Source organism: uncultured Psychrobacter sp., assembly GCF_947495825.1.
In the GTDB taxonomy this organism is placed as follows: domain Bacteria; phylum Pseudomonadota; class Gammaproteobacteria; order Pseudomonadales; family Moraxellaceae; genus Psychrobacter.
This window is the reverse complement of sequence record NZ_CANMAH010000009.1, coordinates 111856-137337: the sequence shown is the minus strand read 5'-3', so window position 1 is coordinate 137337 and position 25482 is coordinate 111856. Positions and strand designations below refer to the sequence as shown.

The following is a 25482-nucleotide window of genomic DNA, read 5'->3' as shown; positions in this document are numbered from 1 at the left end:
AATATCAATTACTTATAAAAATCAAACCATTTTTATTTTGAAAAATCATTTCAAATTTGAAACTTTGCTCTCCATCACTTTCATTTTACGCCATAGCGTGGTACGGCTAATGCCTAGGTTTTTGGCAGCCAATTCTAAATTGCCGTCAACCTCTTGGAGGGTCCGCTCTATCAGTAGCGACTCTTGATTTATCTTGGCTTCTTTTAACACAGAAGTATGGTCTGCTTTTTGAGTGGATGAAAAAAGCTCCGGCAAATGCAAAGACAAAAAACTTGGCTGAGTATGGCTTTTATCAAAATAAAATAGTACCTGTATCCTTTCTATAATATTTTCTAACTCACGGATATTGCCCAGCCAGTTATACTTTTTTAACAAGTGGGGTAGGGTATCTGGTAAGTCTTTGATCGATTTTTTATGTTTTTTTAAAAAGGTGTCAGCTAATGTCAATATGTCTTCTGGTCGGTTTCTCAAAGGTGGGATTGATAAGCGAAGAATATTAAGCCGATAGTACAAATCCGCTCTAAATTTGTCATTGGCGACCAAACCCTCTAAGTCAGCGTGTGTGGCGGCGATAACACGAATATTAAGATGATGGCTGGCCGTTGACCCTAGGCGACTGATTTGTCTTTCTTGTAGTACTCTTAAAAACCTTGTCTGTAAATGTAGAGGCATGTCACCAATCTCATCTAAAAACAACGTGCCATTATGCGCAGATTCGATCAGTCCAATACGTCCATTTTTTTTGGCCCCAGTAAATGCACCTTCAGCGTAACCAAATAACTCACTTTCTAACAAACTCTCTGGAAAAGAGGCGCAGTTAATCGCAACAAAGGGCGCTTTGCTACGGCTACTATAATTATGAATACTTTGCGCTAAGACCTCTTTACCTGTTCCGCTCTCACCCGTAATAAGGACGGTACTGTCAGTCTTGGCATAAGCTTTTGCTAAGCTTAAAGTGGTTTTAAAGATGGCATTTCGAGTAGAGAGTTGGTCAAATTGGTAACGGGTATTAAAATCTCTAGAAGATACTTTTCTAAATTCGCTACTAGAATACTCTAATGCATTGAGTTCTTGGGCGCTTAAGATATAGCCATTAATATAGTCATTGTTCATCTCTAAGATATGAACCGCTAATTGGTCGTTTTCGATATCGAGTAATTGGCGTGGATTTTGGTGCTTCATATCTAAGTCCAAATTACCAAAGATATCTGCAGTAGACTTATTTAATACGTCAGAGGGTGACTTTTTGAGTAACTGCGCCATTGAGGTATTTATAAAAGAGATTTTTTTATTCTTGGTAATAAAACAAACGCCTTCGTTCAAGTGGTTAAAGATTTCGGTAAGGCGAATAATTGTAGATTGTTCTCTTCTTATTTTTTCTAAACTCCTCAAGGCATTTGTGAGTAGATCTTTAAGTGATACAACCGTCATAGTCAGTTGTCCGATAAGGCCCTCATTAACTGCCAGCTCTACTGAAATGGGCGAGCCAATCACGGCATCAAACTTCTCACTTTTAATCTGTTGAATCGTTCTTTTAGCATCAGCATAAGAATCGTAAGTGAACTGTTCAATATCTAATAAAAAGATATCTGAATAATTCTTAAGACTAACGGTTGTAGTAGATTTTCCAAGTAAAGCAATACGTTTATATTGCTTCAAATTAGAGATGGCTTGGATGACATCAAACATACCTGTTCTGATAACTTGAATCTCAATACTTAGTATTTTTTGTAGATAACTGGCCGTCGCGCCCGTACACAAAATAATCTGGCAACCATTGACGGTCAGTTGCTGCGCTACCGCTTCAACATCAGAAATATGACATTCAACAAAACCGATATGCTGTGAATCAATTTCTGATATTGCTTGTTCGACCAAAGAGCGAATCCCATTAATATTTGGGGTGTGAATATACGTAACTAAAATATTAATGGGTTTGTTATTGGACATTCTTTAAACCTTGTAAAGCCATGTTATATAGGGGTGCAGCTGTGCCCACCATCCACCTTAATCTCTACGCCAGTGATGCCTTTACCTGCTTGTGAAGCAAGTAATAATAGCACGCCGTCTAACTCTTCAAAATCGACAAATTTACGGCTTGGGATGCGTTTTAGCAACTGTTGTCCCAAATCGCTCAGTAGGTATTCTTTATTGATATCAGTAACCATGTAACCAGGAGCAACGGCATTGACATTAATACCAAATCGAGCCAATTCAACGGCCATGACTTGTGTTAGGTGGCGCAAGCCAGCTTTAGACGTACAGTACGGGCTAACGCCCAAGTTGACTGACTCGGACAAAATAGACGTAACGTTGATGATACTTCCTTTATTATCTGAGCTAATCATATGCTGAGCAATTTCTTGTGAGCATTGCCATGGGGCTTTTAGATTCGTATTAACGATTTTATCCCAGTCGTCATCATTATAATTCAAAAAACGTTTGGTATCACTGACGCCTGCATTATTGATAAGTACATCTACACTGATGCCACTGCCTTCTAATGAATTTATCATTTGTTTGAATGCCTGACGGTCATTGACATCCAATACGAAGCTATGAACATTGATATCAAAGTCTTGCTCAAGGCTGGCTTTAAGATGCGCCAATTTGTCAGCACTTCTGGCACAGATAATAACATCTGCACCTTTTTGAGCAAACAAGGTGGCAATATGTTTTCCTAAGCCGCCAGAAGCACCTGTAATAAGTACATTTTTATTACTAACATCAAATAGGCTCATTGTTATCTCCTTAGTCCTTTTTCCCTAGTAGCTTTCTGGCGATACTCATTCTATGCACTTCGTTTGCGCCATCGTAGATTCTAAATCCACGCGCATCTTGAAAGATTTTGCAGACGATAGACTCATCTGTCATGGCTTGTCCGCCAAGAATTTGAGCACTTCTATCAATAACGCGCCAAATCCCTTCAGAGCTGATAACTTTTACTAAGCTTGACTCATAGTTACCCCGTTCCCCAGCGTCTAATACTTGAGCACAATAATGAACCGCCAATCTGGTATTCAACAAATCCATCTCATTGTCTGCTAGCATAAAACCAACGCCTTGATGATCGCCCAGTCTCTTCCCAAAAGACTGACGCTCTCTGGCATATTGCGTGGCGATATCGTGAGCGCGCTGCGCTTGTCCAAGCCAGCGCATACAATGGGTGAGGCGTGCAGGCGCTAAACGAACCTGAGCATATTTGAAGCCTTTACCTATCTCGCCCAGCACGTTTTCTTTTGGAACTCGTAAGTTGTCAAACGTTAAGACACCGTGACCGCCTGCAAAACAAGAATCCATCGCATTCATGTTTCTTTCTAAAATAAATCCTGGTACGTCGGTATCGGTCAAGAACATAGACGCACTGCCATCTTCCATTTTTGCCATAATAATAGCAAATGCCGCACCGTCAGCACCGGTAATGAGCCACTTACGTCCATTGATGACATAGTCATCGCCCTCTAACACTGCTGTAGTCTGCAACATAGAAGGGTCTGAACCTGCACCTGGACTAGGCTCTGTCATGGCAAAACAAGAACGAGTCTTGCCATTCACCATGTCTCGTAACCAGCGCTCTTTTTGCGCTTCACTGGCGACTAAATCTAATAGATGAACATTGCCTTCATCTGGCGCATGAATATTCATGGCGATAGGGCCCAAAGGAGAGTAGCCCGCTTGTTCAAACGCAATGGCTTTTTGCATATGTGACCAACCCAAGCCACCCATCTGGGTGCTGGCATGCGGTGTGAGCAGTTTTGCAGATTTAGCACGGCTAACAAGATCGTCACGCAGCTGCTTACTTGGGCCATGGCTATCTTGCCTAGGATCACGCTCAAAAGGAATAATCTCCTTGGCAATGAAATCTTTTACTTGTTGTTGTAACGCTAATAAATCGTCTGATAATGTAATCATATCTTTATTCCTTAAACCCGTTGTTATCGACATACATGTTATAAACATCGTCCATGGCACTATTGAATAATCCCTTTTTAAGCGGATTATAAGTAGTAAAGTTTTGGAGTTTTATGCGTTTGTGAAGAATTTGATTGTTTTTAACATAGATGTCTAAAATGTTTAAACACCCATAATCTTGTTCTTGGGTATAAATGTCTGCTAAAGGATGGTTGTACATCCAGTTTATTATCACTCGGTTGACGGCATCGTGAGAAGATATCAAGATATTTTGCTGCTTGGATGCGGACAAGATAGTCTTCTCAAACCAATCAAGCACTCGATGACTAAAATCCTGCCATTTTTCACCTTGTAAAAAATGCTCAAGCTGATTGGTTTGTAGTAAATACGCTTCTTTTAATTCTGTTTCAGAATTATCCTCAGTTAGATCTCTGAGTCTTCCTGATTTAATTTCTCTAATAGCATCTACTGTCGACACCTGTTCTGAAGAGTGGTGCTGAGTCAATATCTCTGCCGTTTGTATAGAGCGGGGCATGGTAGATGAATAAACCCTATCAAAGGCTGTGTCTTTTAAGTTGTCAGCAAGCAGTCCGATTTGCTCAATACCTTGGGGCGACAATTGAGCATATTTTGGATTCACAGGCTTGTTATCTTCATCGAAATAAGCCACATGTCCATGCCGTATTAAGAAGATACGTAGCCAAAAGTCAGTCATGCTTTGCCGCCTTAGGGTCAGTGATTTTTAACGCCTCATCATTTAACGACTCCAAAATAGAAAAGAGGTTAGGGATTTGCTTGCCATCTCGAATATTTTGGCTTAATAGTGTTAAAGCTTTTTGGTTGTCCACAAAGGGCATATCCAAGGCAGGTTGCAATATCTTATTGACATTTTCGGCATAGTTTTCTTGTTCTAATATATAATTTTTGACTAACTCAAAGCTTTTCATAAGCATTAATAGGTTGTATTTATCGCTAGAGTTAGGCAGGAGCTCATTTTTGATTACCGCTTGACTGGTTTCTATTAAGTCAATGAACGTTTGCTGTTTCATACTTCACTCCCCAAAATATCCAATATGTTTTTTTCTAGTTTAGGCACCATAAACTCAGTTAATGCGAGCTCCAAAGAAGGTATTTCCATATCTTCATTACGTTTTGACTGCTGTATAGCAATAATAGCCCAGCGCACATGAGACAATACGTGCCAAAACGTCAACTCAGCTTCTGGCACATGGATACCACAAACATCAGTATGTGCTTGAGAGAAGTCTTCATAAGAGCCGATGCCACCAGCGACATTTTTATCTTGACCAAAACGCCAGCACTTGGCCGTAAACCAGCCAATGTCTTCACGGCGATCTCCCCACTGAGTAAATTCCCAATCAAGAATGCCTGAAACGTGGTCGTTTTCAATCATGATATTGCCAGTACGGAAATCTCCATGTACCAGTACCAGCTCATCAATGCTAGGTAAATTATCGGCCATCCAATCAATTGCATATTCTAAAATCGGGTTAGTCGCTTGTAGGGAATCCAGATGTTCTTTGAAAGATTGAATTTTATCTGCAAGATAATTGTCTTTGTTGGGTTTGGGCAAAAATGCCGTTAATTCATCATCGAGCGGTACTTTATGAATAGAGGCTAGAGACTTACCAATATCTTGTGTGATATTTTTGCGGATGTCGACATCGGCCAGACGAACCAATTTATGGCCTTCAGCCATTCCATTGATTTTTTGCATAATGAAAAAGTCACTATTCAAAAAATTTGGAGCTTGGTTAAAATAGATGGGTTCAGGAACCTTAATACCTAACTGGTGTAAACGGGAAAGTAGTCGATACTCCTGTTCACGATCTGAGCTGACCGAAACACTGGCTTCTGAGTTTTTTCGTAAAACCAATGCAAAGCTATCATCTTGAATCAGCCAGTTTTCTTGGATAGCGCCACCACTCATTTTTACAACTTTTAAGCGGTCCGTTACTTTTAAGTTCAGCTGCTGTTCAAGGAGTGCTTTTAATTGATTGATCCTATAAGTGTCCATAACTATCCTTGTATTAAATCGACTATTTACTGTTCAGCAAATTATATGCCAGTATTATTATCCATATAAATCAGTAACTTAAGTTTTATTAATGTTTCAAAAATGAAATTATGGTATTCATATATGGAATTTTTTAGACTGGGTTTATCATGATAATTGTTTTGATTGAAGTCTATAGTGCCGATACATTTTGCTGGTTAGTAACGCGATAACTGCCATCACCGCTGAGAGCATAAACGGAGAGAGCAGACCAAATATCGGTACAAACAAAGTGACTGACAGTCCTGCTAGCACGCCGCCCCATTTTGCCAGTGCATCGTATCTGGAGAATATTTTGCCGCTATGCTTGGACTGGTTGGTATTCGCCATTTGCGCATGCAGGCTTTGGTAACACATAAACATGCCCACGCCAAATAGCATTCTCGCCAGCCAAATCAAGGCAAGATAATCTGTCAAGTGCAGCAAAACCGCGCTTGTCAATACTGCAAAACCAAGGCTTAAGGACATGGCTGGCAGGTACTGGCTGATGCGCCCATAGAGCAGCTGGCAGATCAGATATATGGCATGAGGCATGGCATATAACTGTCCTATTTCAGCGCTGCTAAGCCCAAAGGTTTTGGCAAATGGCAAAAAGTATGGAAAAGTCGCTACCATACAAAAGGCTAAGAAAAACTGCAGCAATGATATAAACAGATAAGGATTGGCGAAAAAAGCCATACCCGTTATTGCTTGCCCTGAGGGCTGCGTCTGCTTTTTATCGCTTTTGGCTTTATTACTGTTACCGTTGTTATTTTTGGTTGTTGTAGGCGCTTTAGGCAACTGGGTATTCTTGGGGCTTGTACCGATATTGTCTGCTTTGATAACGTCTTTTTTTAGCAAAAAGCTAAGTAGTAATGCTAAGAGCGGCAGGATGGCAAGCACGCGATACAAACTTAACACCTCGTAATGATGCACCAAAAATCCCAGTCCAATCGGGGCAGTGATCAAGGCAAGCCGCGCCGAAAACTGAGTAAAATTCAGCACTTATTTTAAGGCGTTTTTATCAGTGATGCTGGTGGCTAAATAAGCGTTTGAGGCAGCCATTGTCCCGCCAAACAGACCCTGAACGCTCAGTCCTATGACAAGCTGCCATAAAGACTGAGAAAATCCGCATATCAAAAACCCTGCCGCCAAGCCAAGCTCCGCCCGCAATAAAGACGTCTTGCGGCCATACGTATCGGCAAAACGCCCCAGTATCTGGCAGCGATAGCGGTCATAAGGGTCGGTAGTATAAACAGCAACCCAACCCAGCCTGATTGCAATGGCGCATTTAGCTCTTGGAGTATGATTGGCAAAAACAACGGCATACCTAACGCAGAAAACGCGGATAGGTAGTGACAACATAGGACGATTGCCACCATCATTCGATAGCTCATTAGGAACCTTGATTTTATCTCTGCATAAGCTTTAAGTCATTGGGCGCTGATTTATAGCATTTATGTAATATCACATCAATAACGCTTATTAGAATTTAAGAGGCTTCGTGACGGTGGAAGATGTTATGCCTGCCCATTATTTTACAATTTATTATCAAAAGTAGAAGCAAACCTATGACAGGTTTGCTTCTTTTGTTGCGAGGTATCGGACAATGGGGACTTATGAACCATTAAAACTGATAGTTAAGACCTAATTTATACGAGCGTCCCGGTGCAGGATAGCGACCGACAGGACTGGTATCGATACCGCGGAAATAATACTGCTCATCAAATAAGTTATTGATACCAAACTGCACAGACAGCTTTTCGTTGTCGGTATCTTGCAGCGTTTTTTGTAGGCTCAAATTCCACACTTGGTAAGCAGGCGTCTCGCCGATAGCACCGTCTGCACTTTCTGCCACTGTATTGGCATTGTCGGTGTAGGCTTTGTCATAGTAGACCCCAGATAAGGTGGCGCTGTAATCTTGATGGTCGTAACTGGCATGCCAGCCCAACTGGTGCGGCGAGCTGTAGGGCAGCTGATTGCCTTTATTTGCGCCTTCTTGTAGCGTGGCATCGAGATAGTTGTAGCTCAGACCGACACTGAGATTGTCGTATTTTTTCGGGGTGTAAGTGATAGCCGTCTCTATCCCTTGGTGCAGTGTCTCTCCGATATTATCAAAGCTTTGATCGCGGCTGTTCCATTGCAGCTGGTCTTTAAAGTCTATGCGATACAGTCCCAAGTTGGCTTGCAGATTATCGGTGGTATAGCGCGTGCCGACTTCATAGTTCCATGCCAGCTCACTGCCTTCTTCTCCATTGCCGCGAATATTGGCAATTTGCGGCGTTCTAAGCGACTTTTGCGCATTGGCGTAAACCAGCCAAAGCTTGTCATCAGACTTGGTGAGCGCATATGAGGTGGTCAGCCCAGGCAGCCACTCTGTGATGGTATTGTCTGTTTGTGTGTTATTGCCAGCGTCATTAAACGTCATTTTGGCATTCTCATAACGAATGCCAGGCGTCACCTTTAGGCGCTCATCCAAAAAGCTCAGCTCATCACTTAGATACGCCGCCCATGCATCGGTCTGTAGGTTCCAGTCGCGCGGCGTGCTTGTCGTACCATCCGCCAGCTTGGTTTGGGTGAGTTTATAATCGATGTCTTCATTGACGTAGCGCACGCCACTGATGAGGTGGTGCTTGATATTGTCATCGTCGCCAAGTTTTATAGAAAACTTTGGCTCCACGCCATATACGTCAAACTCACGCGGGGAGGTGCGTAGGCTGTCTGAGGCAACCGCTGGATCTGCCCAGTGCACGCCGTCATTGTTAAATTGTGAGTTAAATCCCCATTCAAAGTTACGCGTGGCATGATGGCCAAAGGTAGTGAGGTCTAACACTGCTTCGTCACCGATATTTAAGTAGTTTTTGTACTTAGCATGCCAGCGTGTTGATTTGCCTTGATAGGCTTCAAATGGACGCTGGCTTTGCTCGACATCTTGCTCGTAGGCGGCGGGCGAGAGTGCGCCTGGCATTTCTGTATCAGCATCATAATATTGTAAAAACCCTTCTAACTTTTGGTTTTCGTCGATATACCAAAGCGCTTTGGCCTGCAAGTTGGTGACTTCGGTGTCTGAGTGGTCTCTAAAGCTGTCACCTTTGATACCATTGGCCTCTAACTGTACGCCAACGTCATCATTTAACCAGCGGCTATGGCGGGCATATAAGCTGGTCAATGGCTTGCCGTTTTGTTCAAAGACGGTCAAATCAGTACCAATCTCAGTTTGTGTCTCATTGGCAATCGGTTTGGTGACGAGGTTAATCACGCCGCCGACATTGTTTGGACCGTATTGGGTCGCCGCGCCGCCGCGTACCACATCGATACGCTCAATATTGTCGAGGGTCGCTGGAAATATAGACTGACCCGTATGACCATAAGGTGCCAAGGTCAAGGGAATGCCATCCATCAAAAACTGCGCCTGCCCACTGCGGCTGGCATGCAGACCACGTATAGAGATGTTAGGTAGCACGCCTGTGCCTGTTTCATCATCAATCTTGGCACCTGGGATAAACTGTAATGCACCGTCAATGGAGTTGCTCACGGTTTTTTTAATAAAATCGTTGTCGATCACTGTGCGATTGCCAGCAAAGGCTTTTACCTGATTGGCACTAGAGTCACCAAGCGTTTCTGCTGTGACGATGATGGGCGCTGCGGTAAAAGAAGGGGTCGCAGTTTTTGTTTTGTGATTAATAGTGCTGGCTGTAGGGGAGGCATCCAAATCTGAATTTAAGTCCGAATGTAAGTCTAAGCCTGTGGGCGACTCAATACTCGCCTCCTTGTCGGCAGGCGTCAGCTGGGCATAACTTTGCTGATAAATACAAAGCATCGCCAGACAAAGTGTCGAACGTTTAAAAAAAATAACCATATTTATTCCAAGTAGTTAGCGTGTATTTGCAGGGGCCAAGAATGAACAGTGTTGCTAAAGCGTTGCAATTATAAACAGTAATAGTTATCATTTGCAAAATTATTATCATTGATGTATGCAAAAAATCTAGATTTATTGACAACGATTGTTTGCTAAATTATTGGGAATATAGTCGATTCTAAATAAAACAGATGCATTATATGTCACCGTGGAACTGGTATAAATTTTTCTGGCGTGCTGTGCCTGCGCAGACAGTGGCTGCATAAAATTCATCCCAGTCCCACTGTATCGTTTTTATACTGAACTCACTATATTTCAATAAAAGAGATTAAAGCACCAATTATTGTTTAACGGCTGTTGTTTAAAGGCTGTTGTTTAAAAACCGTTGTTTTAAAAAACGTGCCCTTATACGCTGCTCGCTAGGCGTTGGCACGCTCATTCATTTTTCACGCATTCTATGGCCTATATATGACGACTAACTCCCCTAAGCGGCTCGTGATCGCAGTTCGTAATCAGCTTTGGTTAACCATCACAATGACAGGTTTGATGATGGCGGTTAGCTCGTCATCGCTTGCGCAAGAAACAGCCAGCCTGCCAGTAGATACTGAGCCAAATACCCAGCCCTCTGTAACGCTAGCGCCCATCATGGTCACAGCAAAAAAATATGAAGGCTACGCCGCTTATAACCCCACATCAGGCACCAAAACCAATACCGAATGGTTGGATGTGCCGCAGTCGGTATCGGTGGTCACAAAGACCGAGCTGGAGGATAGGGGCGCGGTACGGGTTTTGGACGCGGTCAAAGGCGTTGCTGGTCTCAATAACACGCTGGGTGAGGGCAGCCGAGATGAGTTTGTGCTGCGCGGGTTTAATGGCTTAAACGATGTGTATAGCGATGGCATGCGTGATGATGGCAAACTGCAGTCCTATCGCAGCCTCGCCAATGTCGAGCGCGTCGAGGTGGTCAAAGGCCCAGCAGGCGCTTTATATGGTCGCGGCAGTGCTGGTGGTATCATCAATCTTGTTAGCAAAAAAGCAGAAGGCGATGAGTTTAATAAGGTGCAAGCGCAAGTAGGTAGCGATGGCTTGGCCGTGGCGCGCATCGATAGCTCCCATAAGCTCTCAGATACTCTCAACGCGCGACTCAATGCTGAGTATCGCCGTAGTGATTCTTTTGTCGATCATGTGGATTCAAACGATGTGTTTATTGCGCCGACAGTTCGCTGGCAGCCAGATGATCAGCAAACGCTAGATTTCTCTTTTGATTTTACGCGTCAGCATCTTGTGCCTTATCGCGGCGTACCCGCCAAAGATGGCAAGCCTGTTGATGTGCCTATCCATACTTTTTATGGCGGTACCAACGATTATCAAGATTCAGATACTTGGCATGCGACGGTCAATCATGAGTTTGCGATCAACGATGAGATGACATGGACCAATCGCGCCTCATACAGCCATATTACTTTAGAACAAAAAGGCACCCGTCAGTCGCCAGCGGAGGTGACTGACAACCAAGTTGGCCGAACCGTTAATAACTTTGGTTATGACCCACGCACCAGCAAGACGGTGCAATCTGAGCTGGCTTGGAATACCGGCAACCATGAATTGCTCTTTGGTACCGATTATAATGATATCGACATTGACTTGACCCTTGCTACTGATAAAAATGTACCGCCCATATCTGCCACTCATCCAAGCGCTGATGCGACACCCAACCCAGGGTTTCCTAAATTTCGTAAAAACAGCACCCAAAGTGTCGGTGTCTTTGCCCAAGATGTCTATCATATCGGCGACTGGTCGCTGGTCGGCAACGTCCGCTATGACAATATCCAGCTGGATCAAAACTTTCAAGGTCAAGACAGCGAGCTAAACGACGATAAGTTCAGCTACCGCGCAGGTATCGTCTATAACTTTACCGATGCCACCTCCGCTTATGCGACTACCGCGCGCTCGTGGCAGCTGCCTTATTCAGGTATTTATATCAATCCAAAGCTTGCCGCGCTGTATCAGACCGATCTCAAAGAGATAGGTGTTAAGACGTATCTCTACAATGACGATATCATGCTCAACGCTGCCGTCTATCAGATTGATAAAGAAGACCCAAAAACCAATGAAAACCGAGAAGTCATTGATAAAGATGAGTTTCGCCATCAAGGCCTAGAGCTTGAAGCGCGCGGCAAGATTCGGGACAACTGGGATGTGTCAGCAGGTTATAGCTATTTGGATGCGAAAGACAAAAAGACTGGCCTTGTGCCAAATGATGTCCCAGAGCAGACTTTTTCATTGTGGACCGCCTATCAGCCCGATGACCAATGGCGCATTGGTGGCGGCGTCAATTACATCAGTGATCGCTATGCAGGGGATGCAGAGGCAGTAGAGCTTGATGGCTATACCACGGTGGATTTGATGACTGCTTATAGTATGGGCAAACATAACTGGCAGCTGAACCTGAATAATGCATTGGATAAAAAGTATGCATTTGGGGCGACCAATGGCAGCTCAGGCAAAAACCAAATCGGCTTTGGCGCACCCAGAACGTGGCTGTTAACGTATAACTATGAGTTTTAACGCCCAACCCATTTTATGATAGTAAGACAGGTTATTTATGAATCAACGCCCAAATCTCACGCTTATTTTGCCTTTATTGGTCATCGTATTGATTGTCGTTGGCGGTATTGTTTTTATTAACACTCAAAAAAACAATGTGACAGCCACGCCATCATTGAGTGCTGATAATGACACATCGGTAGCAGCCACTCAGTCAAACGGCAGTAGCAGTAGCGATAATCATGCTGTACAGCTGCTAACCGACAAAGAGATCAAAGCGCGTTTGCCCAATCTGAGCGACTATCCGCAGAATCCAAAGCGTATCGTGGTTTTGGAATACTCATTTTTAGGGGATGCGTTAGCCTTAGGTCTGACGCCAGTTGGTATCGCTGATGATAATAAGCCTGACAGCATTATTCCTGAGTTTACTCAGCAGCTATCTGATTATACCTCAGTCGGTTCACGCTATCAGCCAAGCCTTGAAGCCATTGCTGATTTACAGCCTGATCTGATCATTGCCGATGACGAGCGTCATACCGTCATCGCCGATGAGCTAAATCATATTACGCCATCGGTCGTACTAAAGAGCCGCGGTGAGAGTTATGCAGAAAATATCCAGACGGCGCAATTGGTCGGGCATATCGTCCACCAAGATAAAAAAATGGCGCGCATCATCGATAGTCATCTAAAAAAGATGGCAGATCTACAGTCGCAGTTGGCAGCCACTCCGCTTGCTAACCACAGCGTTCAGTTTGCCATTATCAGTGATAAGGGCATGTGGCTGCATGGTCCAAGCTCGTATGCTGGCAGCTTGCTTGATTATCTAAATATCAAAAGCCCCATTCCTGAGCAAACGGATGAGGCGTATATCGCAACCAGTCTTGAGCAATTAATAGCGGCCAATCCAGATTGGTTATTGATTGGGCGTTATAACGAGCGCACCATTTATGATGAGTGGAAATCCTCACCGCTCTTTAATCAGCTAACGGCGGTCAAAAACGATCAAGTCATCGAAGTCGACCCAAACTATTGGGCGCTCAATCGCAGTATGCAGTCTGCTGAGTACATGGCAGCTAAGCTGCTTGAGATTGCTCAAAAAAGTAAGACAAAAGGTTCAAGTGCGTCTTTAAATGAGTCAAATGAATGAGACATGATACTGTCGTCTGCTTAAATCTAGGTGGGTTCTGTGGCTAAAGCAAAGCTTATCCACTCATCTTCTGCCTCGCTAAAACCGCAGACTAAAAAGCGTCCGATAACACGGGCGCTATTGTGGTGCGGATTGTTCATTATTTTGCTAATAGGCTGTTGGCAAGGGTTGACGGCGTACTCAAAGTTTGACCTATCGCTGACGGATTTATTTTCGTTATTGACGCAGCACAATACTCAAGCCTCATTAGCCGCGCAATTATTAATAGAGATTCGTCTGCCACGCGTGCTTGTGGCGATGATAGTCGGTGCCAATTTAGCCGTGGCGGGGTTACTCATGCAGGTGATGACCCGTAACTCGCTGGCCTCTCCTGCGGTATTGGGTATCAATGCTGGGGCGGCATGTGTGGTGGCTTTATCTTCCATTGGTTTGGGGTTTAGCTTTTTAACGTCTACCTTTTTACAAGCGCTGGTCGGGTCAGTGCTTTCTTGTGCCCTTGTTGCAGGATTGGCCGGTTACTTCTCCGGTCGTCCGGTGCATCCTGTGCGTCTGATTTTATCAGGCGTTGCTATCAATGCGCTGCTGGTCGGTATGACGCGAGCGGCGCTGATAACCACCGATGAGCAGGCGTATGGGGTGCTATATTGGCTGGCAGGCTCTATTGCCAATACGCGCTGGGAGTCTATTCCGATGCTCGCGGTGATATCACTGCTGGCCTTGGGTTATGGCTGGTGGCTGTCGCCTAAGCTAAATGTCTTGGTGCTGGGCGATGAGGTGGCAAGTAGCCTTGGGGTAAACTTGCGTGCATTGCAGTGGTCGTGCGGGGCATTGATTACCATACTCACGGCGATCAGTGTGGCAGTCGCAGGCCCCATTGCCTTTGTGGGTTTGATTATCCCGCATATTGCCAAGCGTCTGTTGAGGTTGGTGTCTAATATGGCTTATGAGCAGCTTTTGCCCTTATGTATGCTACTTGGCAGTATCTTGATGGTATGGGCAGATGTCCTATCAAGGGCTATCGCTTATCCAGCAGAGACACCAGTGGGGCTGTTAACGGCGCTGATTGGTACGCCAGTTTTTATCGCGCTGGCATGCAGGCGACGGCTTGATAGCTAATTGAGACCGTGAAATCAGGGAACCCTTTATCAAAAAATAAAAGTAAGCAATAAATGACCATAAAAACCAACGCCTCTGCATCGCTCTTACACACATTATTTGCTCGTAAATCGGCAAGTAGAGCAGTGATGCTCATTATAATGCTGCTATTGATACTAAGTATGAGCAGTGTGTTTTTTGGCGCCAGTGAGTTAACGTACGGGCAAGTTTGGCTGCATTTACAGCAAGGCTTTAGTGGTGACAAAGACTTTATTGTCTGGCAGCATCGTCTGCCGCGCACGCTATTGGCCATATTGGTGGGCGCAAGCCTTGGTCTATCAGGCTCATTGGTGCAAGGGGTGATCCGTAACCCGCTGGCATCCCCTGACTTGATGGGCATTAGCGCAGGCGCGGGGTTTTGCGCGACGCTTTTACTGGTGATGATTCCTACGGCCCCTACTTGGTGGCTGTCTGTCGCAGCGCTACTTGGCGGATTATTAGCCTTTTGTATTATCATGCTATTGGCACAGATATCACAGCCTACGCCTGCGCGCTTGGCACTGATAGGTGTCGCCATTAGTGCGTTTTTAGCCAGTGGGATTAACTTTTTATTGGTGATTTATCCTGTTGAGATTAATACTGCGATGATTTGGTTGACCGGTAGCTTGTGGGGTCGCAGCTGGCAACATATTCCGATGCTAACGATGATATTTGCCGTATTGATGGTCATCAGTATGTATCTGGCATGGCGTCTGGATGTGTTGGGACTTGGTGAGGAGACAGCCTATCATTTGGGTGTGTCCGTCAAACCGTTGGAGTTTAGCACCTTGCTCATCGCGGTGGTGATTGCAAGCCTAGCGGTCTCGGTGGCTGGGACGGTCAGCTTTATTGGATTGCTTGCGCCGCATATCGCACGATTGCTCTTTGGGCATCAGCACCGTATCTTATTGCCAGCGTCCGCGCTGATAGGTGCCATTATATTGGTTTTGGCTGATGTATTGGCACGCAGTTTATTTGCGCCAATTGAGTTGCCAGCTGGCGTCTTAACCTCAGTGATCGGTGCGCCTTATTTTATCTTTTTGCTATCGCGCTATAAGGGGTGGTGATGCTATCGGTGAATGAACTCCAGCTTGGCTACCATGGTAGTCAACGTATTATTAAAGACTTATCACTTGAGCTGCCAGAAAATAAAGTCATCGGGCTGATTGGTCCAAATGGCTGCGGAAAATCGACGCTATTAAAAGGCTTGTGCCGCTTGATTCAACCGCAGTCGGGCAGTATTTGTCTTAGACAACAAAACATGGCGCAATTAAACAATCGGCAGATTGCCCGCCAGATATCGGTATTGCCGCAAGTGCAGACCAATCCTGAAGGCCTGAGTGTCAGACAGTTGGTGGAATACGGCAGGACGCCGTACGTCTCGCACTGGGGCAAGATGAGTGCGGCGGATAGTCAGATAGTAGATAGTGCCATGCATGAGATGACGATTGACGCTCTAGCTGACACGCCGCTTGATGCCTTGTCAGGCGGTCAGCAGCAGCGCGCATGGATTGCGATGATTTTGGCGCAGGATACTGACATTATCATGCTTGATGAACCCACCACCTATCTAGATATCTCCTATCAAATAGAGCTGATGCGACTCATTCGAGCACTAAAAGAAAAGGGCAAAAGCATCATCGTTGTGCTGCATGACCTTAACCAAGCAGCGAGGTATTGTGATCTATTGGTGGTGTTAAAATCGGGGGAGTTGCAAATGATGGGCACGCCTTGCGAGGTGATGACAGAGGCGATGCTGGCTGAGATATTTGACGTACAAGCCAAAGTGATTACCGACCCTATTGCAGGCTCGCCAATGTGTGTGTATTTGTAGATATCTTCGATAAACAACATAAATCAGATTAGACTTGCCAAACTTAAAACCCCTTGCAAACTATAGTGTGTAAGGGGTTTTAGAATATATAAGTATATTGATGACACGCTCACCAAGAGTGGATTATGGTCTTGAGAGCCTTTTATATAAAGACATTCTTCAGTTTTTAAATGACTTTAACAACGTTTCTATATCGTTTGTACTGACAGGGATACTTAAAAAACATCGACCCTTACATAAATCGTAGAGCCTATGTAGATAATGACTTTTGAAGAAGTAGGGCATACAAGTGAGGTCAGCAACCAAAGTGAGTAGTGATACAATGTCGAGATAATCGTTATTTTATGAAGGGTTTACATTATGGCTCGTACAGCTAGCGCATTACATATTTTAGTAAAAGACAAAGGAATGGCTGAAGACATTATTGCCAAGCTTAAAAAAGGAGCCCAGTTTGATGTGCTGGCTAAGAAACACTCAACCTGCCCATCAGGTAAAAAGGGCGGCAGCTTAGGTGAGTTTAAAAAGGGGCAAATGGTACCGGCATTTGATAAAGTCTGCTTCAACGGTGAACTCTTCACCCCACATTTAGTGAAAACTAAATTTGGCTGGCATGTGGTTAAAGTGCTTTATAGGACGTAAACGTTAGTGTCGGAGCTTTGATTGTAAGGCGAATGAATGGATAGCAGACAATAAACTATGCTTTGAGTTGAAAGGAAACCCCAGTTTTAACACCCTCATCTGAGTTAAATGCTCAATTAGAAAAAGGTTGCTAACACTATGTACAGTATAGTTTTAGCAACGTCTAACCAATTTTCATAAACAATAAGATGAAGTGATGAGAAATCCATCTCATTGCTTATATTGGTGTTGCCTTTTTTAGAAAATAAAAGTTTATTTGTTATGCTTCTTCTTGATGGCTTATTAGTCATAATAAAAGTGATTGAAAGCACCAAAACAAGGAAGTAGGCATGACTACAAAAACTATAGGTATCGTCGGGTTAGGCCGTATGGGCAACGGTATGGCTAAGTCTTTGCTTCGAAAGGATTTCAAAGTGTACGGCACGGATATAGGAGAAGCTCAATGCCAAGCTGCCAGGGAAATCGGCGTGAATGTTGTTGCAGATATTAAAGCTCTGTGTGCTGAATCTAGCGTCATCATTCTATCTTTGCCAATGGCAAAGCATGTACAAGCAGTTGTTAAAAGCAAGGGAGGCATTATTGACTGTGCTCAGCCTAAAACCCTAATTATTGATACATCTACCTCAGAACCAGAGGTGACAAGAGCACTCTCAATAGAGCTGAATCAGTTAGGCCATCAGTTATTGGACTGCCCTGTCAGTGGCGGTCCTGCGGGTGCCGAAGCCGGTACTATGGTAATGCTTGTTGGAGGTGAACGTAGTTCCCTTGAACGTGCACACTTGTATTTGGATGCCTTGAGCTCACAAGTGGTCTACATGGGAAAGTCTGGCAATGGACATGCGGCTAAACTGATCAATAATCTACTATGTGCCGCACATCTAGTGACCACTGCCGAAGCAGTAGCTCTGGGTACCAAGACAGGACTTGATGCTGCAGACCTTATTGCTGGTTTGAACGCTGGTTCAGGCCGCAGTGCGGTCAGTGAAGTGAATTTTCCTCGTTGGATTCTCAATCAAAGATTTGATTCTGGTTTCACTATGCAGCTGATGCGTAAAGATGTGCGTCTGGCAGAAAATATGATCGATGAGATGGGATTAGAGTTACCTTTGTCTAAACAGGTAGCCAAAATTTGGTCACAGAGCGAAGAAAGCATACCTGATCAGGATGATTTTAACTGCATTGTCAAAGATGCCGGCTTGGGAGAATAGATGATGAGTTTTGTAGTAGAAGGAAATGGCGCGCAACAAGTTGAAATACTGCTTAATGAACTACTGGGTACTTCAGAGTTTGGCAGCTGGATTGATGGAGAGTTGGTTGCAGGTAATGGTGACGACATCGAGCTGATTAACCCAGCAACCGGTCAGGTATTTTTAATCTATCGTGATGCGGGGAAAGATATTGTTGCTAATGCAGCCGATGCGGCTATAAAAGCTCAAAAAGTGTGGTGGTCAATGACCGCCAGTGCAAGAGGTCAGTTAATGTGGCAGTGCGGCATGAAAATACGTGCCGCCGCGGAATCTCTGGCAAGCCTAGAATGTATATCTGCAGGTAAGCCTATTCGCGATTGCCGGGTTGAAGTGGCAAAAGTTGCAGATATGTTTGAATACTATGCTGGTTGGTGTGACAAAATTACGGGACAAGTTATTCCCGTGCCAACAAGTCACTTAAACTACACTCGTCATGAGCCTTATGGCGTAGTGACTCAAATCACACCTTGGAACGCCCCTATATTTACCGGAGGCTGGCAGATCGCGCCGGCCATCTGTGCAGGAAATGCAGTCTTACTGAAGCCATCTGAATTAACCCCACTAAGCTCAACAGTACTTGCTAAAATTCTTGAGCAAGCAGGTATCCCGCGTGGTTTGGTGAATGTAATTAATGGGCTTGGGCATACTACAGGCACTGCCGCAATAGCTAATCCGGCAACTAAAAAAGTGGTTTTTGTAGGTTCACCACAGACCGGTGCTCTCATTGCTTCGGCATCTGCAAAGCGTGTCATCCCTTGCGTATTGGAGCTAGGTGGAAAGTCAGCCAATATAATTTTTCCAGATGCTAATCTTGATCGTGCGGTAGTGGGTGCGCAAGCTGCCGTATTTTCTGCCGCTGGACAAAGCTGTGTATCGGGTTCTCGGTTATTGGTTCATCGGGATGTTTATAAAGAAGTGGTGGAGCGTGTTGCCTCGGCAGCCAGTAAGTTGCCTGTAGGTTTGCCGTGGGATGAAGGCACGATGGTGGGGCCCATTAATAACCAAAAACAGTTTAGTCACGTGCACTCGTTAGTCTCCAGTGGTATTGCTGAAGGTGCGGTTGTTGCCACAGGCGGAAAGTCAGGTGAAATTTGTGGCGGTGAAAATGGTTATTTTTATCAGCCAACAGTTTTGACCAACGTGAAGAATGATATGCGAGTCGCACAGGAAGAAATTTTTGGACCTGTGGTTTCTGTTATTTCATTCAATGAAGAAGAAGAAGCTGTGGCGCTGGCCAACGACAGCCGGTTTGGTTTAGCTGGCGCTGTGTGGACTGCTGATGTCGGTCGTGCTCATCGGATGGCTGCTCAAGTAAATGCGGGAACATTCTGGGTAAATAGCTATAAAGCAATCAATGTCATGTCGCCGTTTGGTGGCTTTGGTAAGAGCGGCTATGGCCGATCTAGTGGCTACGAAGGTCTGCTTGAGTATACACAGACCAAAAGTGTCTGGGTCGAAACCGCAAAAGATTCTGCTATTCAATTTGGTTATTCAATTCAATAAAAGGAGAAAATAAATGTTAATTGATGAAACTCTACTAAGTGAAGTAAAGCAGTGGCGTAAGCAGATTCATAGTCAACCAGAGCTCGGTTTTAAAGAGTTCAAAACGTCATCATTTATTGTCGACAAGTTACAGTCCTTTGGGATTGAGGTGCATCAAGGATTGGGCGGTACTGGTGTTGTCGGTACTCTAAAGAATGGCTCAGGCCCTACTATCGGCATACGAGCAGATATCGATGCTTTACCCATAGCTGAACAAAATGAGGTTGCGCACAAATCCACTCATGACAACTGCATGCACGCCTGTGGTCATGACGGTCATACTTCAGTACTCTTAGGTACCGCAAAACACCTCAGCGAGAATAAAAACTTTAGCGGTACCATTTATTTTATATTTCAACCGGCTGAGGAGGTCTTAGGTGGTGCCAAGGCCATGATTGATGACGGCTTATTTGATAAGTTCCCGATGGATGCGGTCTATGGATTGCACAATTGGCCAGGGCTTCCTGTAGGACAAGTTGCCGTTAATGATGGACCGATGATGGCGTCATTTGATACTTTTGAGATTACCTTAACTGGTAAAGGCACACATGCAGCTATGCCACATTTAGGCGCTGATCCTATAGCAGCAGGAGCGGCATTGATTACTAATATTCAATCTATTATCTCTCGCCGCATATCGCCATTGCAATCTGGCGTGATAAGCGTGACACAGATGAATAGCGGTGATACTACCAACGTCATCCCTGATTACGCCATTTTAAAAGGAACCGTTCGTAGCTTTGATATGGACGTGCGCCAGTCCATGCAGGATATGCTCACAGAAATGGTTAAGACACTACCACCTCTATATGGCGTCACAGGCGAGATGGATTACCATATTCGCTATCCAGTAACCACTAATAATAGTCAAGCTTATCTTGAAATCAAAGAGGCTGCTACTAAAGTGCTGGGTGCTGATAAGGTAAATACTGCCGTAGAGCCATCAATGGCTTCTGAAGATTTTTCATTCATGAGTCAAGTGGTTAAAGGCGCTTATTTTTGGTTAGGTGTTGATGGTAGCAGCCCCTCCAAACCATTACACAATGCGTCTTATGATTTTAATGATGATGCTATTGAGACGGGTATCAAAGTATGGACTTCTTTAGTTGAATCTCAACTACCAAAAAATGCTGCATAAGCCAAATAATAAAAAAACTTAGAAATCATAAAATGCAAAGGGAGTTGCTATGAATAATACCAGTGTGCTATCAAGTACAATGACGAAGCGCTTATTTGATTGGAAGCTGCATTTACTAGTGATTGCTACATCGTTACTTGCAGAATGGATTGGAATCATTAAGATTCCGATTGGTATTGGTACATTAGTCTTACTGCCTTTGCTATACGCATTCATATTTACAATATTGTTGAACCCCAACGTTATACCCTCAATGAAAGCGATTATCTCTAAAGACCGAGCAAAATTTGCAAGCTACGCCGTTCTTTTAAGTATCATGCCTTTCATTGCAAAATTTGGCGTTGGCGTCGGCCCTAAAGTAGAAGAAATAATAGCTGCAGGTCCCGCCCTTTTACTACAAGAGTTAGGCAATGTAGCTACTGCCGTTATCGCCTTGCCTGTTGCTGTATTGGTGTTTGGAATGGGAAGAGAGGCTATTGGTGCCACTCACTCAATTGCTCGTGAGCCTAATATTGCGCTAATTGCTGATAAGTATGGACTTCAGAGTGCTGAAGGTATCGGCGTAATGGGTGTCTATGTGATGGGTACTTTATTTGGTGCAATTTATTTTTCACTTATGGCAGGGGTCATTGCCTCTTTAGACATTCTAGATATACGTGCTTTAGCAATGGCTTGTGGTATCGGTAGTGGTAGTATGATGGGTGCCTGTTCAGCAGCGCTAGCAGAGACTGTCCCAGCGCAAGAGGAGACCATTACTGCCTTTGCCGCGACTTCTAACTTGCTTACCTATGCTACAGGTCTGTTTGTCAGCTTATTCATAGCGCTACCAGCCGCTGAGTTTTTATACAAAGTTACCAGTAAATTCAGAAAAAATAATGGCGCTGATATCAGTAAAGCCATGGATTTTGGTTTGCAAGAGCAGGCTATCTTATCAGTATGGCAGTCAGTATCATTATTGGTCGCTATATGCGGCGTGCTATTATTGAGTAATTGGGTTGGACAAGGTTTTAATCCGATTGCTGCGTTACCTGGTATGCTCATATTATTTGGCTGTTGTGTCGTTGGCATACTACTAAAACGAGTCATTCCAATTAATGTGCCTGCTATTGCTTGGATATCTATTGTCGCTATTTTGATATCGCTGCCGCAGTTTCCATTTAGTGACTATGTTTTAGTCGAGACTGATAAGCTGGGTGTGCTACAACTCATTACCCCGGTACTAGCTTACGCAGGTTTCGCTATCTCGCAAATGGAGGTGGACTTATTCAAAAAGTCTGGCTTTAAGATTGCTATTGTAGCGCTGCTAACCTTTACTGGTACTTTTTTAGGCTCGGCGATTATCGCACAGGCTTTGTTGTAAACAGCGATAAGTCGTGTCGCCCGCTTACAAAGCTTTCATCCATGACTTTAGATGTTGTAATAATTCATGCGGGCCTTGGGATAGATGACGACCCAACCGAGTTACAATATGAGCTTCACCGCTTGCCAGTAGCGCATTGTCTATAGGGATTGCTACCAGATGTCCGTCTTTCACTTCTTTGGACACTACAAAATACGGTAGAAAGGTAAATCCCATATTTGAGCGGGCAAAATTCTTTAGTACAGCGAATGAGTCAGTGGTTAGAATGGGGTTAAATCGAATTTTTTGTTGAAATTCGGCCATCGCTAGTAACTGACGTATGCCAAAACGACTTTCAGCCAGCCCCACTGGGTATTCTAGAAGCTCCTTCAACTGCATCGGTTTATCTTGATTGGCTAACGGATGGTCAGGGGACATAATAATATACATTGGCTGACAACTTACAACCTGTGAGCGGATGCGTGGATGACTGCTGGGATGGAAAACTAGACCGATATGTGCTTCATCTTCCTCAACCTGACGAATCACTTCGTTTGATCCACCAGTACTGATTGAAAGCGTCAGCGCCGGATATAGACGGGCGAATTCAGATAGTGGGCCCAACATCAAATCCCCAACAAAGCCATCACCCATAGCTAATTTTATATGTCCCCGTTGTAATCCCAACAACGCCTGTAATTTGGAAACACAATTCTCTTCAGCGGAGAGCGATTCCCGATAAAACTGCAAGAGAATACTACCAGCTTCTGTTGGCGTTACTCCTTTACGATGCCGTTCAATAAGAATGCATGCTAATTCTTCCTCTAACAGAGATATTTGCCGGCTAATAGCCGAGGGAGCAATATTGAGCTTATCTGCTGCCGCCCGGATTGTACCCATAGTTACAGCCTCATAAAGATAGGATAACCGCTTTCCATTAATCTCTGTCATTACTTCCTCTTGCTCTGTTCTTGTTCTCATTAAATAAGTGCAGCATTTTGACCCACGGATGCAGCAAAGATGGCCAGTGTCGATATACTATTTAGTCGGCCCTGTAAAAGTTCCGGTAATGTATCAAAAATTATGCTGAGTAAATATGCTGATTAAATAATGGAGGGGTGCCAGCTAAAGCAAAGATGTTATATTTGAGGTTATGAAAACACAAATATAGCTTAATTGCCCCGACTGATGCAGTCCTAGTCTAAAGAGAAACGGTATAAAAAGCTATGGGAAGTAAAACTACTAATGCAAAGGCTGTAAACGTCTTTTACGTTTAAATTTACTATACATAAGTATATTAGATTGAATAATTTGGGCAGTCCAACTTCTTGCAGCATTAAGCATTAAGCATTAAGCATTAAGCATTAAGCGTTACTTTACTTATTAACAAAATTATTCCATAAAGGCCATAGCTTGTGGGGATAGTGGTATAATTAGTCCTGACAAAACATAACGTCATCAGCTGTATGCCAGCTACGCTTTAGTTAAATAAGGATTAACTATTTAAATAGTGCAGTTGCAAAGCTTAATACCTCCCAATTTTCTAAAGATTTGAAAGCACTCAACGCATAAAAAATTGAATAATCTAGAGAAGGTTCTGGTAGTTCATACTCAAGTATCTGCTTTTATTTTAGATTTATAGTGTTTTGACAGGTTTTGAAAAATAGTGATCAATATCCGACTCAGTTAGCTCTTTTAATTTGCTCGGAACCCATTTTGAAGAACCATCTTTATCAACTAAAACGGCACGAATACCTTCATAAAAGTCAGCTGTATCCATGAAATGAATGGCCATGTCCTTTTCCATCTCAAAGCATTCGTTAAGGGATTTATCTTTTCCATTTATTAATTGCTGCAATGTAACTTTTAATGAGGTAGGCGACTTTGAAAGAATGTTATTTAGTTCTTGTGTGGCCCACTCATTACCATTAATTGAATCACTTCGTAAGTTCAACCACTTCTGTATTAATAGCATTCAAGACTTTAGGTCGATTTATTTTTAACCAACCAATACCGTTTTTTACTTCTGATGTAACAACCATTTGTATCCCCTTATTCGTTATATTGTTTGAGCTACACGAGATTAAACTTGTTCTAAAGTCATTATAAAAAATAAAGCATGATGACCGCTATATATCTAAATCAGTATAACGATAACCATGCTTTGAATTGAGCTTACTAACAATTAAAAAAATTTACCCTTTAAAATCAGGTTTACGTTTTTCCATAAAGGCGTTAACGCCTTCGACCATATTTTCTGTTTCGAACAGCTGCGCCCACTGTTCGGCTTCTATCTCCAAGCCTTTTTCTAAAGTGGTTGTCATGCCTTCATTGACGGCTATGAGCGTCGCTTTGACAGATTCTGCGCTTTTATTAAGAGCAATAGATTCAGCGAGTTTTTTGCTTTCATCCATTAATTCAGTAAGCGGTACTGACTTATTAACCAAACCAATTTTTTCCGCTTCTTGACCACCGATAAATCGACCTGTAAGGATCAGCTCTAAGGCTTTGGCTTTGTTAGTAATACGGGCTAGTCTTTGAGTACCGCCGAAACCAGGTATCAGACCTAGATTTAACTCTGGTTGACCTAACTTTGCCTCATCAGCGGCAAGACGCAAATGGCAACTCATAGCAAGCTCTAAACCGCCAACCAAACAAGCACCATTAATTGCCGCAATAACAGGTTTGGTAGATGCCTCAATAGTATTCATAACGGCCTGAGCGTCTTGTGATAGTGTTTTGCCTTTTTGAGAATCATTAAACGCTTCGGTGAACTCTTTAATATCTGCACCAGCGACAAACATCTTACCCGTACCGGTTATTACGATTACCTTAATGCTTTGATCTGCTTGCGCCTGTTTGAAACATTTAGATAGTCCGTTGAGTGTGGTTGTACTTAACGTGTTGGCAGGTGGATTGTTGATAGAGATATAACCCACTTGGTTTTCTATACTGAAATCAATATTTCCAAAAGTTTGGTTTTGCATTGTTCACTCCGTTTAGATTGTATTTACCTGCATATGAAAAGCCATAGCAGATCTTTTTGATAGCTGAATACCTAGTAGTTAAAGGTAGAGGCAGCAAATTC

Annotated in this window: 20 protein-coding genes and 1 pseudogene; 10 read left to right on the top strand and 11 right to left on the bottom strand. The window is 43.7% G+C overall.

The window, feature by feature from the left end; genetic code table 11:
* Positions 1-45 precede the first annotated feature (45 nt).
* From Q0895_RS10705 to Q0895_RS10665, 8 genes and pseudogenes are all read right to left on the bottom strand, one after another.
* Positions 46-1950 carry a sigma 54-interacting transcriptional regulator gene (locus tag Q0895_RS10705; protein ID WP_299188746.1) on the bottom strand — a complete coding sequence of 635 codons (1905 nt, stop codon included), beginning with the start codon at positions 1948-1950 and terminating at the stop codon, positions 46-48.
* 23 nt (positions 1951-1973) lie between these two features.
* The gene (locus tag Q0895_RS10700) at positions 1974-2741 is read right to left on the bottom strand and encodes an SDR family oxidoreductase (RefSeq protein ID WP_299188744.1); all 768 of its coding nucleotides are present in this window, start codon (positions 2739-2741) and stop codon (positions 1974-1976) included.
* Positions 2742-2751: 10 nt separating this feature from the next.
* Entirely contained in the window at positions 2752-3912 is a 1161-nt protein-coding gene (locus Q0895_RS10695) for an acyl-CoA dehydrogenase family protein (RefSeq protein WP_299188742.1), read from the bottom strand.
* A 4-nt stretch (positions 3913-3916) separates the two neighbouring features.
* Positions 3917-4627: a histidine phosphatase family protein gene (locus Q0895_RS10690; RefSeq protein WP_299188740.1), complete on the bottom strand. Its 711-nt coding sequence runs from the start codon at positions 4625-4627 to the stop codon at positions 3917-3919.
* Positions 4620-4961, bottom strand: a complete 342-nt coding sequence (locus Q0895_RS10685; protein ID WP_299188738.1) for a hypothetical protein — start codon at positions 4959-4961, stop codon at positions 4620-4622. Before Q0895_RS10685 ends, Q0895_RS10690 begins: the two co-directional genes overlap by 8 nt.
* The gene (locus Q0895_RS10680; protein ID WP_299188737.1) at positions 4958-5950 is read right to left on the bottom strand and encodes a phosphotransferase family protein; all 993 of its coding nucleotides are present in this window, start codon (positions 5948-5950) and stop codon (positions 4958-4960) included. The genes Q0895_RS10685 and Q0895_RS10680 overlap by 4 nt, the downstream gene beginning before the upstream one ends.
* 147 nt (positions 5951-6097) lie before the next feature.
* Positions 6098-7333: pseudogene (locus tag Q0895_RS10675) on the bottom strand (MFS transporter).
* A gap of 262 nt (positions 7334-7595) precedes the next feature.
* Complete coding sequence (locus tag Q0895_RS10665; RefSeq protein WP_299188732.1) at positions 7596-9827, bottom strand: TonB-dependent siderophore receptor; 2232 nt, start codon at positions 9825-9827, stop codon at positions 7596-7598.
* A gap of 468 nt (positions 9828-10295) precedes the next feature.
* On the opposite strand from Q0895_RS10665, the gene Q0895_RS10660 reads away from it, so the two are divergent.
* From Q0895_RS10660 to Q0895_RS10615, 10 genes are all read left to right on the top strand, one after another.
* On the top strand, positions 10296-12395 hold the full coding sequence (locus Q0895_RS10660; protein WP_299188730.1) for a TonB-dependent siderophore receptor: 2100 nt from the start codon (positions 10296-10298) through the stop codon (positions 12393-12395).
* A 37-nt stretch (positions 12396-12432) separates the two neighbouring features.
* Positions 12433-13521, top strand: a complete 1089-nt coding sequence (locus Q0895_RS10655) for a Fe(3+) dicitrate ABC transporter substrate-binding protein (RefSeq protein ID WP_058368743.1) — start codon at positions 12433-12435, stop codon at positions 13519-13521.
* Between the two features lie 39 nt (positions 13522-13560).
* On the top strand, positions 13561-14637 hold the full coding sequence (locus Q0895_RS10650; protein ID WP_299188725.1) for an iron ABC transporter permease: 1077 nt from the start codon (positions 13561-13563) through the stop codon (positions 14635-14637).
* A gap of 53 nt (positions 14638-14690) precedes the next feature.
* Positions 14691-15722, top strand: coding sequence for an iron chelate uptake ABC transporter family permease subunit (locus tag Q0895_RS10645; protein ID WP_299188723.1), 1032 nt, complete (start codon positions 14691-14693; stop codon positions 15720-15722).
* Positions 15722-16489, top strand: coding sequence for a Fe(3+) dicitrate ABC transporter ATP-binding protein FecE (fecE, locus tag Q0895_RS10640; RefSeq protein WP_299188721.1), 768 nt, complete (start codon positions 15722-15724; stop codon positions 16487-16489). The genes Q0895_RS10645 and fecE overlap by 1 nt, the downstream gene beginning before the upstream one ends.
* A 360-nt stretch (positions 16490-16849) precedes the next feature.
* Entirely contained in the window at positions 16850-17128 is a 279-nt protein-coding gene (gene ppiC, locus Q0895_RS10635; RefSeq protein ID WP_299188719.1) for a peptidylprolyl isomerase PpiC, read from the top strand.
* Positions 17129-17457: 329 nt separating this feature from the next.
* A complete protein-coding gene (locus Q0895_RS10630; protein WP_299188717.1) occupies positions 17458-18336 on the top strand; it encodes an NAD(P)-dependent oxidoreductase in 879 nt (292 codons plus the stop codon).
* On the top strand, positions 18337-19878 hold the full coding sequence (locus Q0895_RS10625) for an aldehyde dehydrogenase family protein (protein WP_299188715.1): 1542 nt from the start codon (positions 18337-18339) through the stop codon (positions 19876-19878). It begins immediately after the preceding gene.
* Positions 19879-19891: 13 nt separating this feature from the next.
* Positions 19892-21055 (top strand): M20 aminoacylase family protein, encoded by a 1164-nt coding sequence (locus Q0895_RS10620; RefSeq protein ID WP_299188713.1) that lies wholly within the window; start codon positions 19892-19894, stop codon positions 21053-21055.
* 49 nt (positions 21056-21104) lie between these two features.
* Entirely contained in the window at positions 21105-22415 is a 1311-nt protein-coding gene (locus Q0895_RS10615) for a DUF3100 domain-containing protein (protein ID WP_299188711.1), read from the top strand.
* 24 nt (positions 22416-22439) lie between these two features.
* Here Q0895_RS10615 and Q0895_RS10610 read toward each other — a convergent pair whose 3' ends face one another.
* The 3 genes from Q0895_RS10610 to Q0895_RS10600 form a co-directional block, all read right to left on the bottom strand.
* Complete coding sequence (locus tag Q0895_RS10610; RefSeq protein ID WP_366139945.1) at positions 22440-23345, bottom strand: LysR family transcriptional regulator; 906 nt, start codon at positions 23343-23345, stop codon at positions 22440-22442.
* 685 nt (positions 23346-24030) lie between these two features.
* The gene (locus Q0895_RS10605) at positions 24031-24369 is read right to left on the bottom strand and encodes an enoyl-CoA hydratase/isomerase family protein (RefSeq protein ID WP_299188709.1); all 339 of its coding nucleotides are present in this window, start codon (positions 24367-24369) and stop codon (positions 24031-24033) included.
* Between the two features lie 220 nt (positions 24370-24589).
* Complete coding sequence (locus Q0895_RS10600) at positions 24590-25381, bottom strand: enoyl-CoA hydratase-related protein (RefSeq protein ID WP_299188707.1); 792 nt, start codon at positions 25379-25381, stop codon at positions 24590-24592.
* Positions 25382-25482 lie beyond the last annotated feature (101 nt).

Bases quoted from the DNA above. Each gene is read 5' to 3' on its own strand.
- Q0895_RS10610 (WP_366139945.1), bottom strand. From the start codon at position 23,345: ATGACAGAGATTAATGGAAAGCGGTTATCCTATCTTTATGAGGCTGTA.
- Q0895_RS10680 (WP_299188737.1), bottom strand. From the start codon at position 5,950: ATGGACACTTATAGGATCAATCAATTAAAAGCACTCCTTGAACAGCAG.
- Q0895_RS10605 (WP_299188709.1), bottom strand. From the start codon at position 24,369: ATGCTATTAATACAGAAGTGGTTGAACTTACGAAGTGATTCAATTAAT.
- Q0895_RS10620 (WP_299188713.1), top strand. From the start codon at position 19,892: ATGTTAATTGATGAAACTCTACTAAGTGAAGTAAAGCAGTGGCGTAAG.
- Q0895_RS10705 (WP_299188746.1), bottom strand. From the start codon at position 1,950: ATGTCCAATAACAAACCCATTAATATTTTAGTTACGTATATTCACACC.
- Q0895_RS10630 (WP_299188717.1), top strand. From the start codon at position 17,458: ATGACTACAAAAACTATAGGTATCGTCGGGTTAGGCCGTATGGGCAAC.
- Q0895_RS10695 (WP_299188742.1), bottom strand. From the start codon at position 3,912: ATGATTACATTATCAGACGATTTATTAGCGTTACAACAACAAGTAAAA.
- Q0895_RS10615 (WP_299188711.1), top strand. From the start codon at position 21,105: ATGAATAATACCAGTGTGCTATCAAGTACAATGACGAAGCGCTTATTT.
- Q0895_RS10685 (WP_299188738.1), bottom strand. From the start codon at position 4,961: ATGAAACAGCAAACGTTCATTGACTTAATAGAAACCAGTCAAGCGGTA.
- Q0895_RS10665 (WP_299188732.1), bottom strand. From the start codon at position 9,827: ATGGTTATTTTTTTTAAACGTTCGACACTTTGTCTGGCGATGCTTTGT.
- Q0895_RS10660 (WP_299188730.1), top strand. From the start codon at position 10,296: ATGACGACTAACTCCCCTAAGCGGCTCGTGATCGCAGTTCGTAATCAG.
- ppiC (WP_299188719.1), top strand. From the start codon at position 16,850: ATGGCTCGTACAGCTAGCGCATTACATATTTTAGTAAAAGACAAAGGA.
- Q0895_RS10655 (WP_058368743.1), top strand. From the start codon at position 12,433: ATGAATCAACGCCCAAATCTCACGCTTATTTTGCCTTTATTGGTCATC.
- Q0895_RS10690 (WP_299188740.1), bottom strand. From the start codon at position 4,627: ATGACTGACTTTTGGCTACGTATCTTCTTAATACGGCATGGACATGTG.
- Q0895_RS10700 (WP_299188744.1), bottom strand. From the start codon at position 2,741: ATGAGCCTATTTGATGTTAGTAATAAAAATGTACTTATTACAGGTGCT.
- fecE (WP_299188721.1), top strand. From the start codon at position 15,722: ATGCTATCGGTGAATGAACTCCAGCTTGGCTACCATGGTAGTCAACGT.
- Q0895_RS10600 (WP_299188707.1), bottom strand. From the start codon at position 25,381: ATGCAAAACCAAACTTTTGGAAATATTGATTTCAGTATAGAAAACCAA.
- Q0895_RS10625 (WP_299188715.1), top strand. From the start codon at position 18,337: ATGATGAGTTTTGTAGTAGAAGGAAATGGCGCGCAACAAGTTGAAATA.
- Q0895_RS10645 (WP_299188723.1), top strand. From the start codon at position 14,691: ATGACCATAAAAACCAACGCCTCTGCATCGCTCTTACACACATTATTT.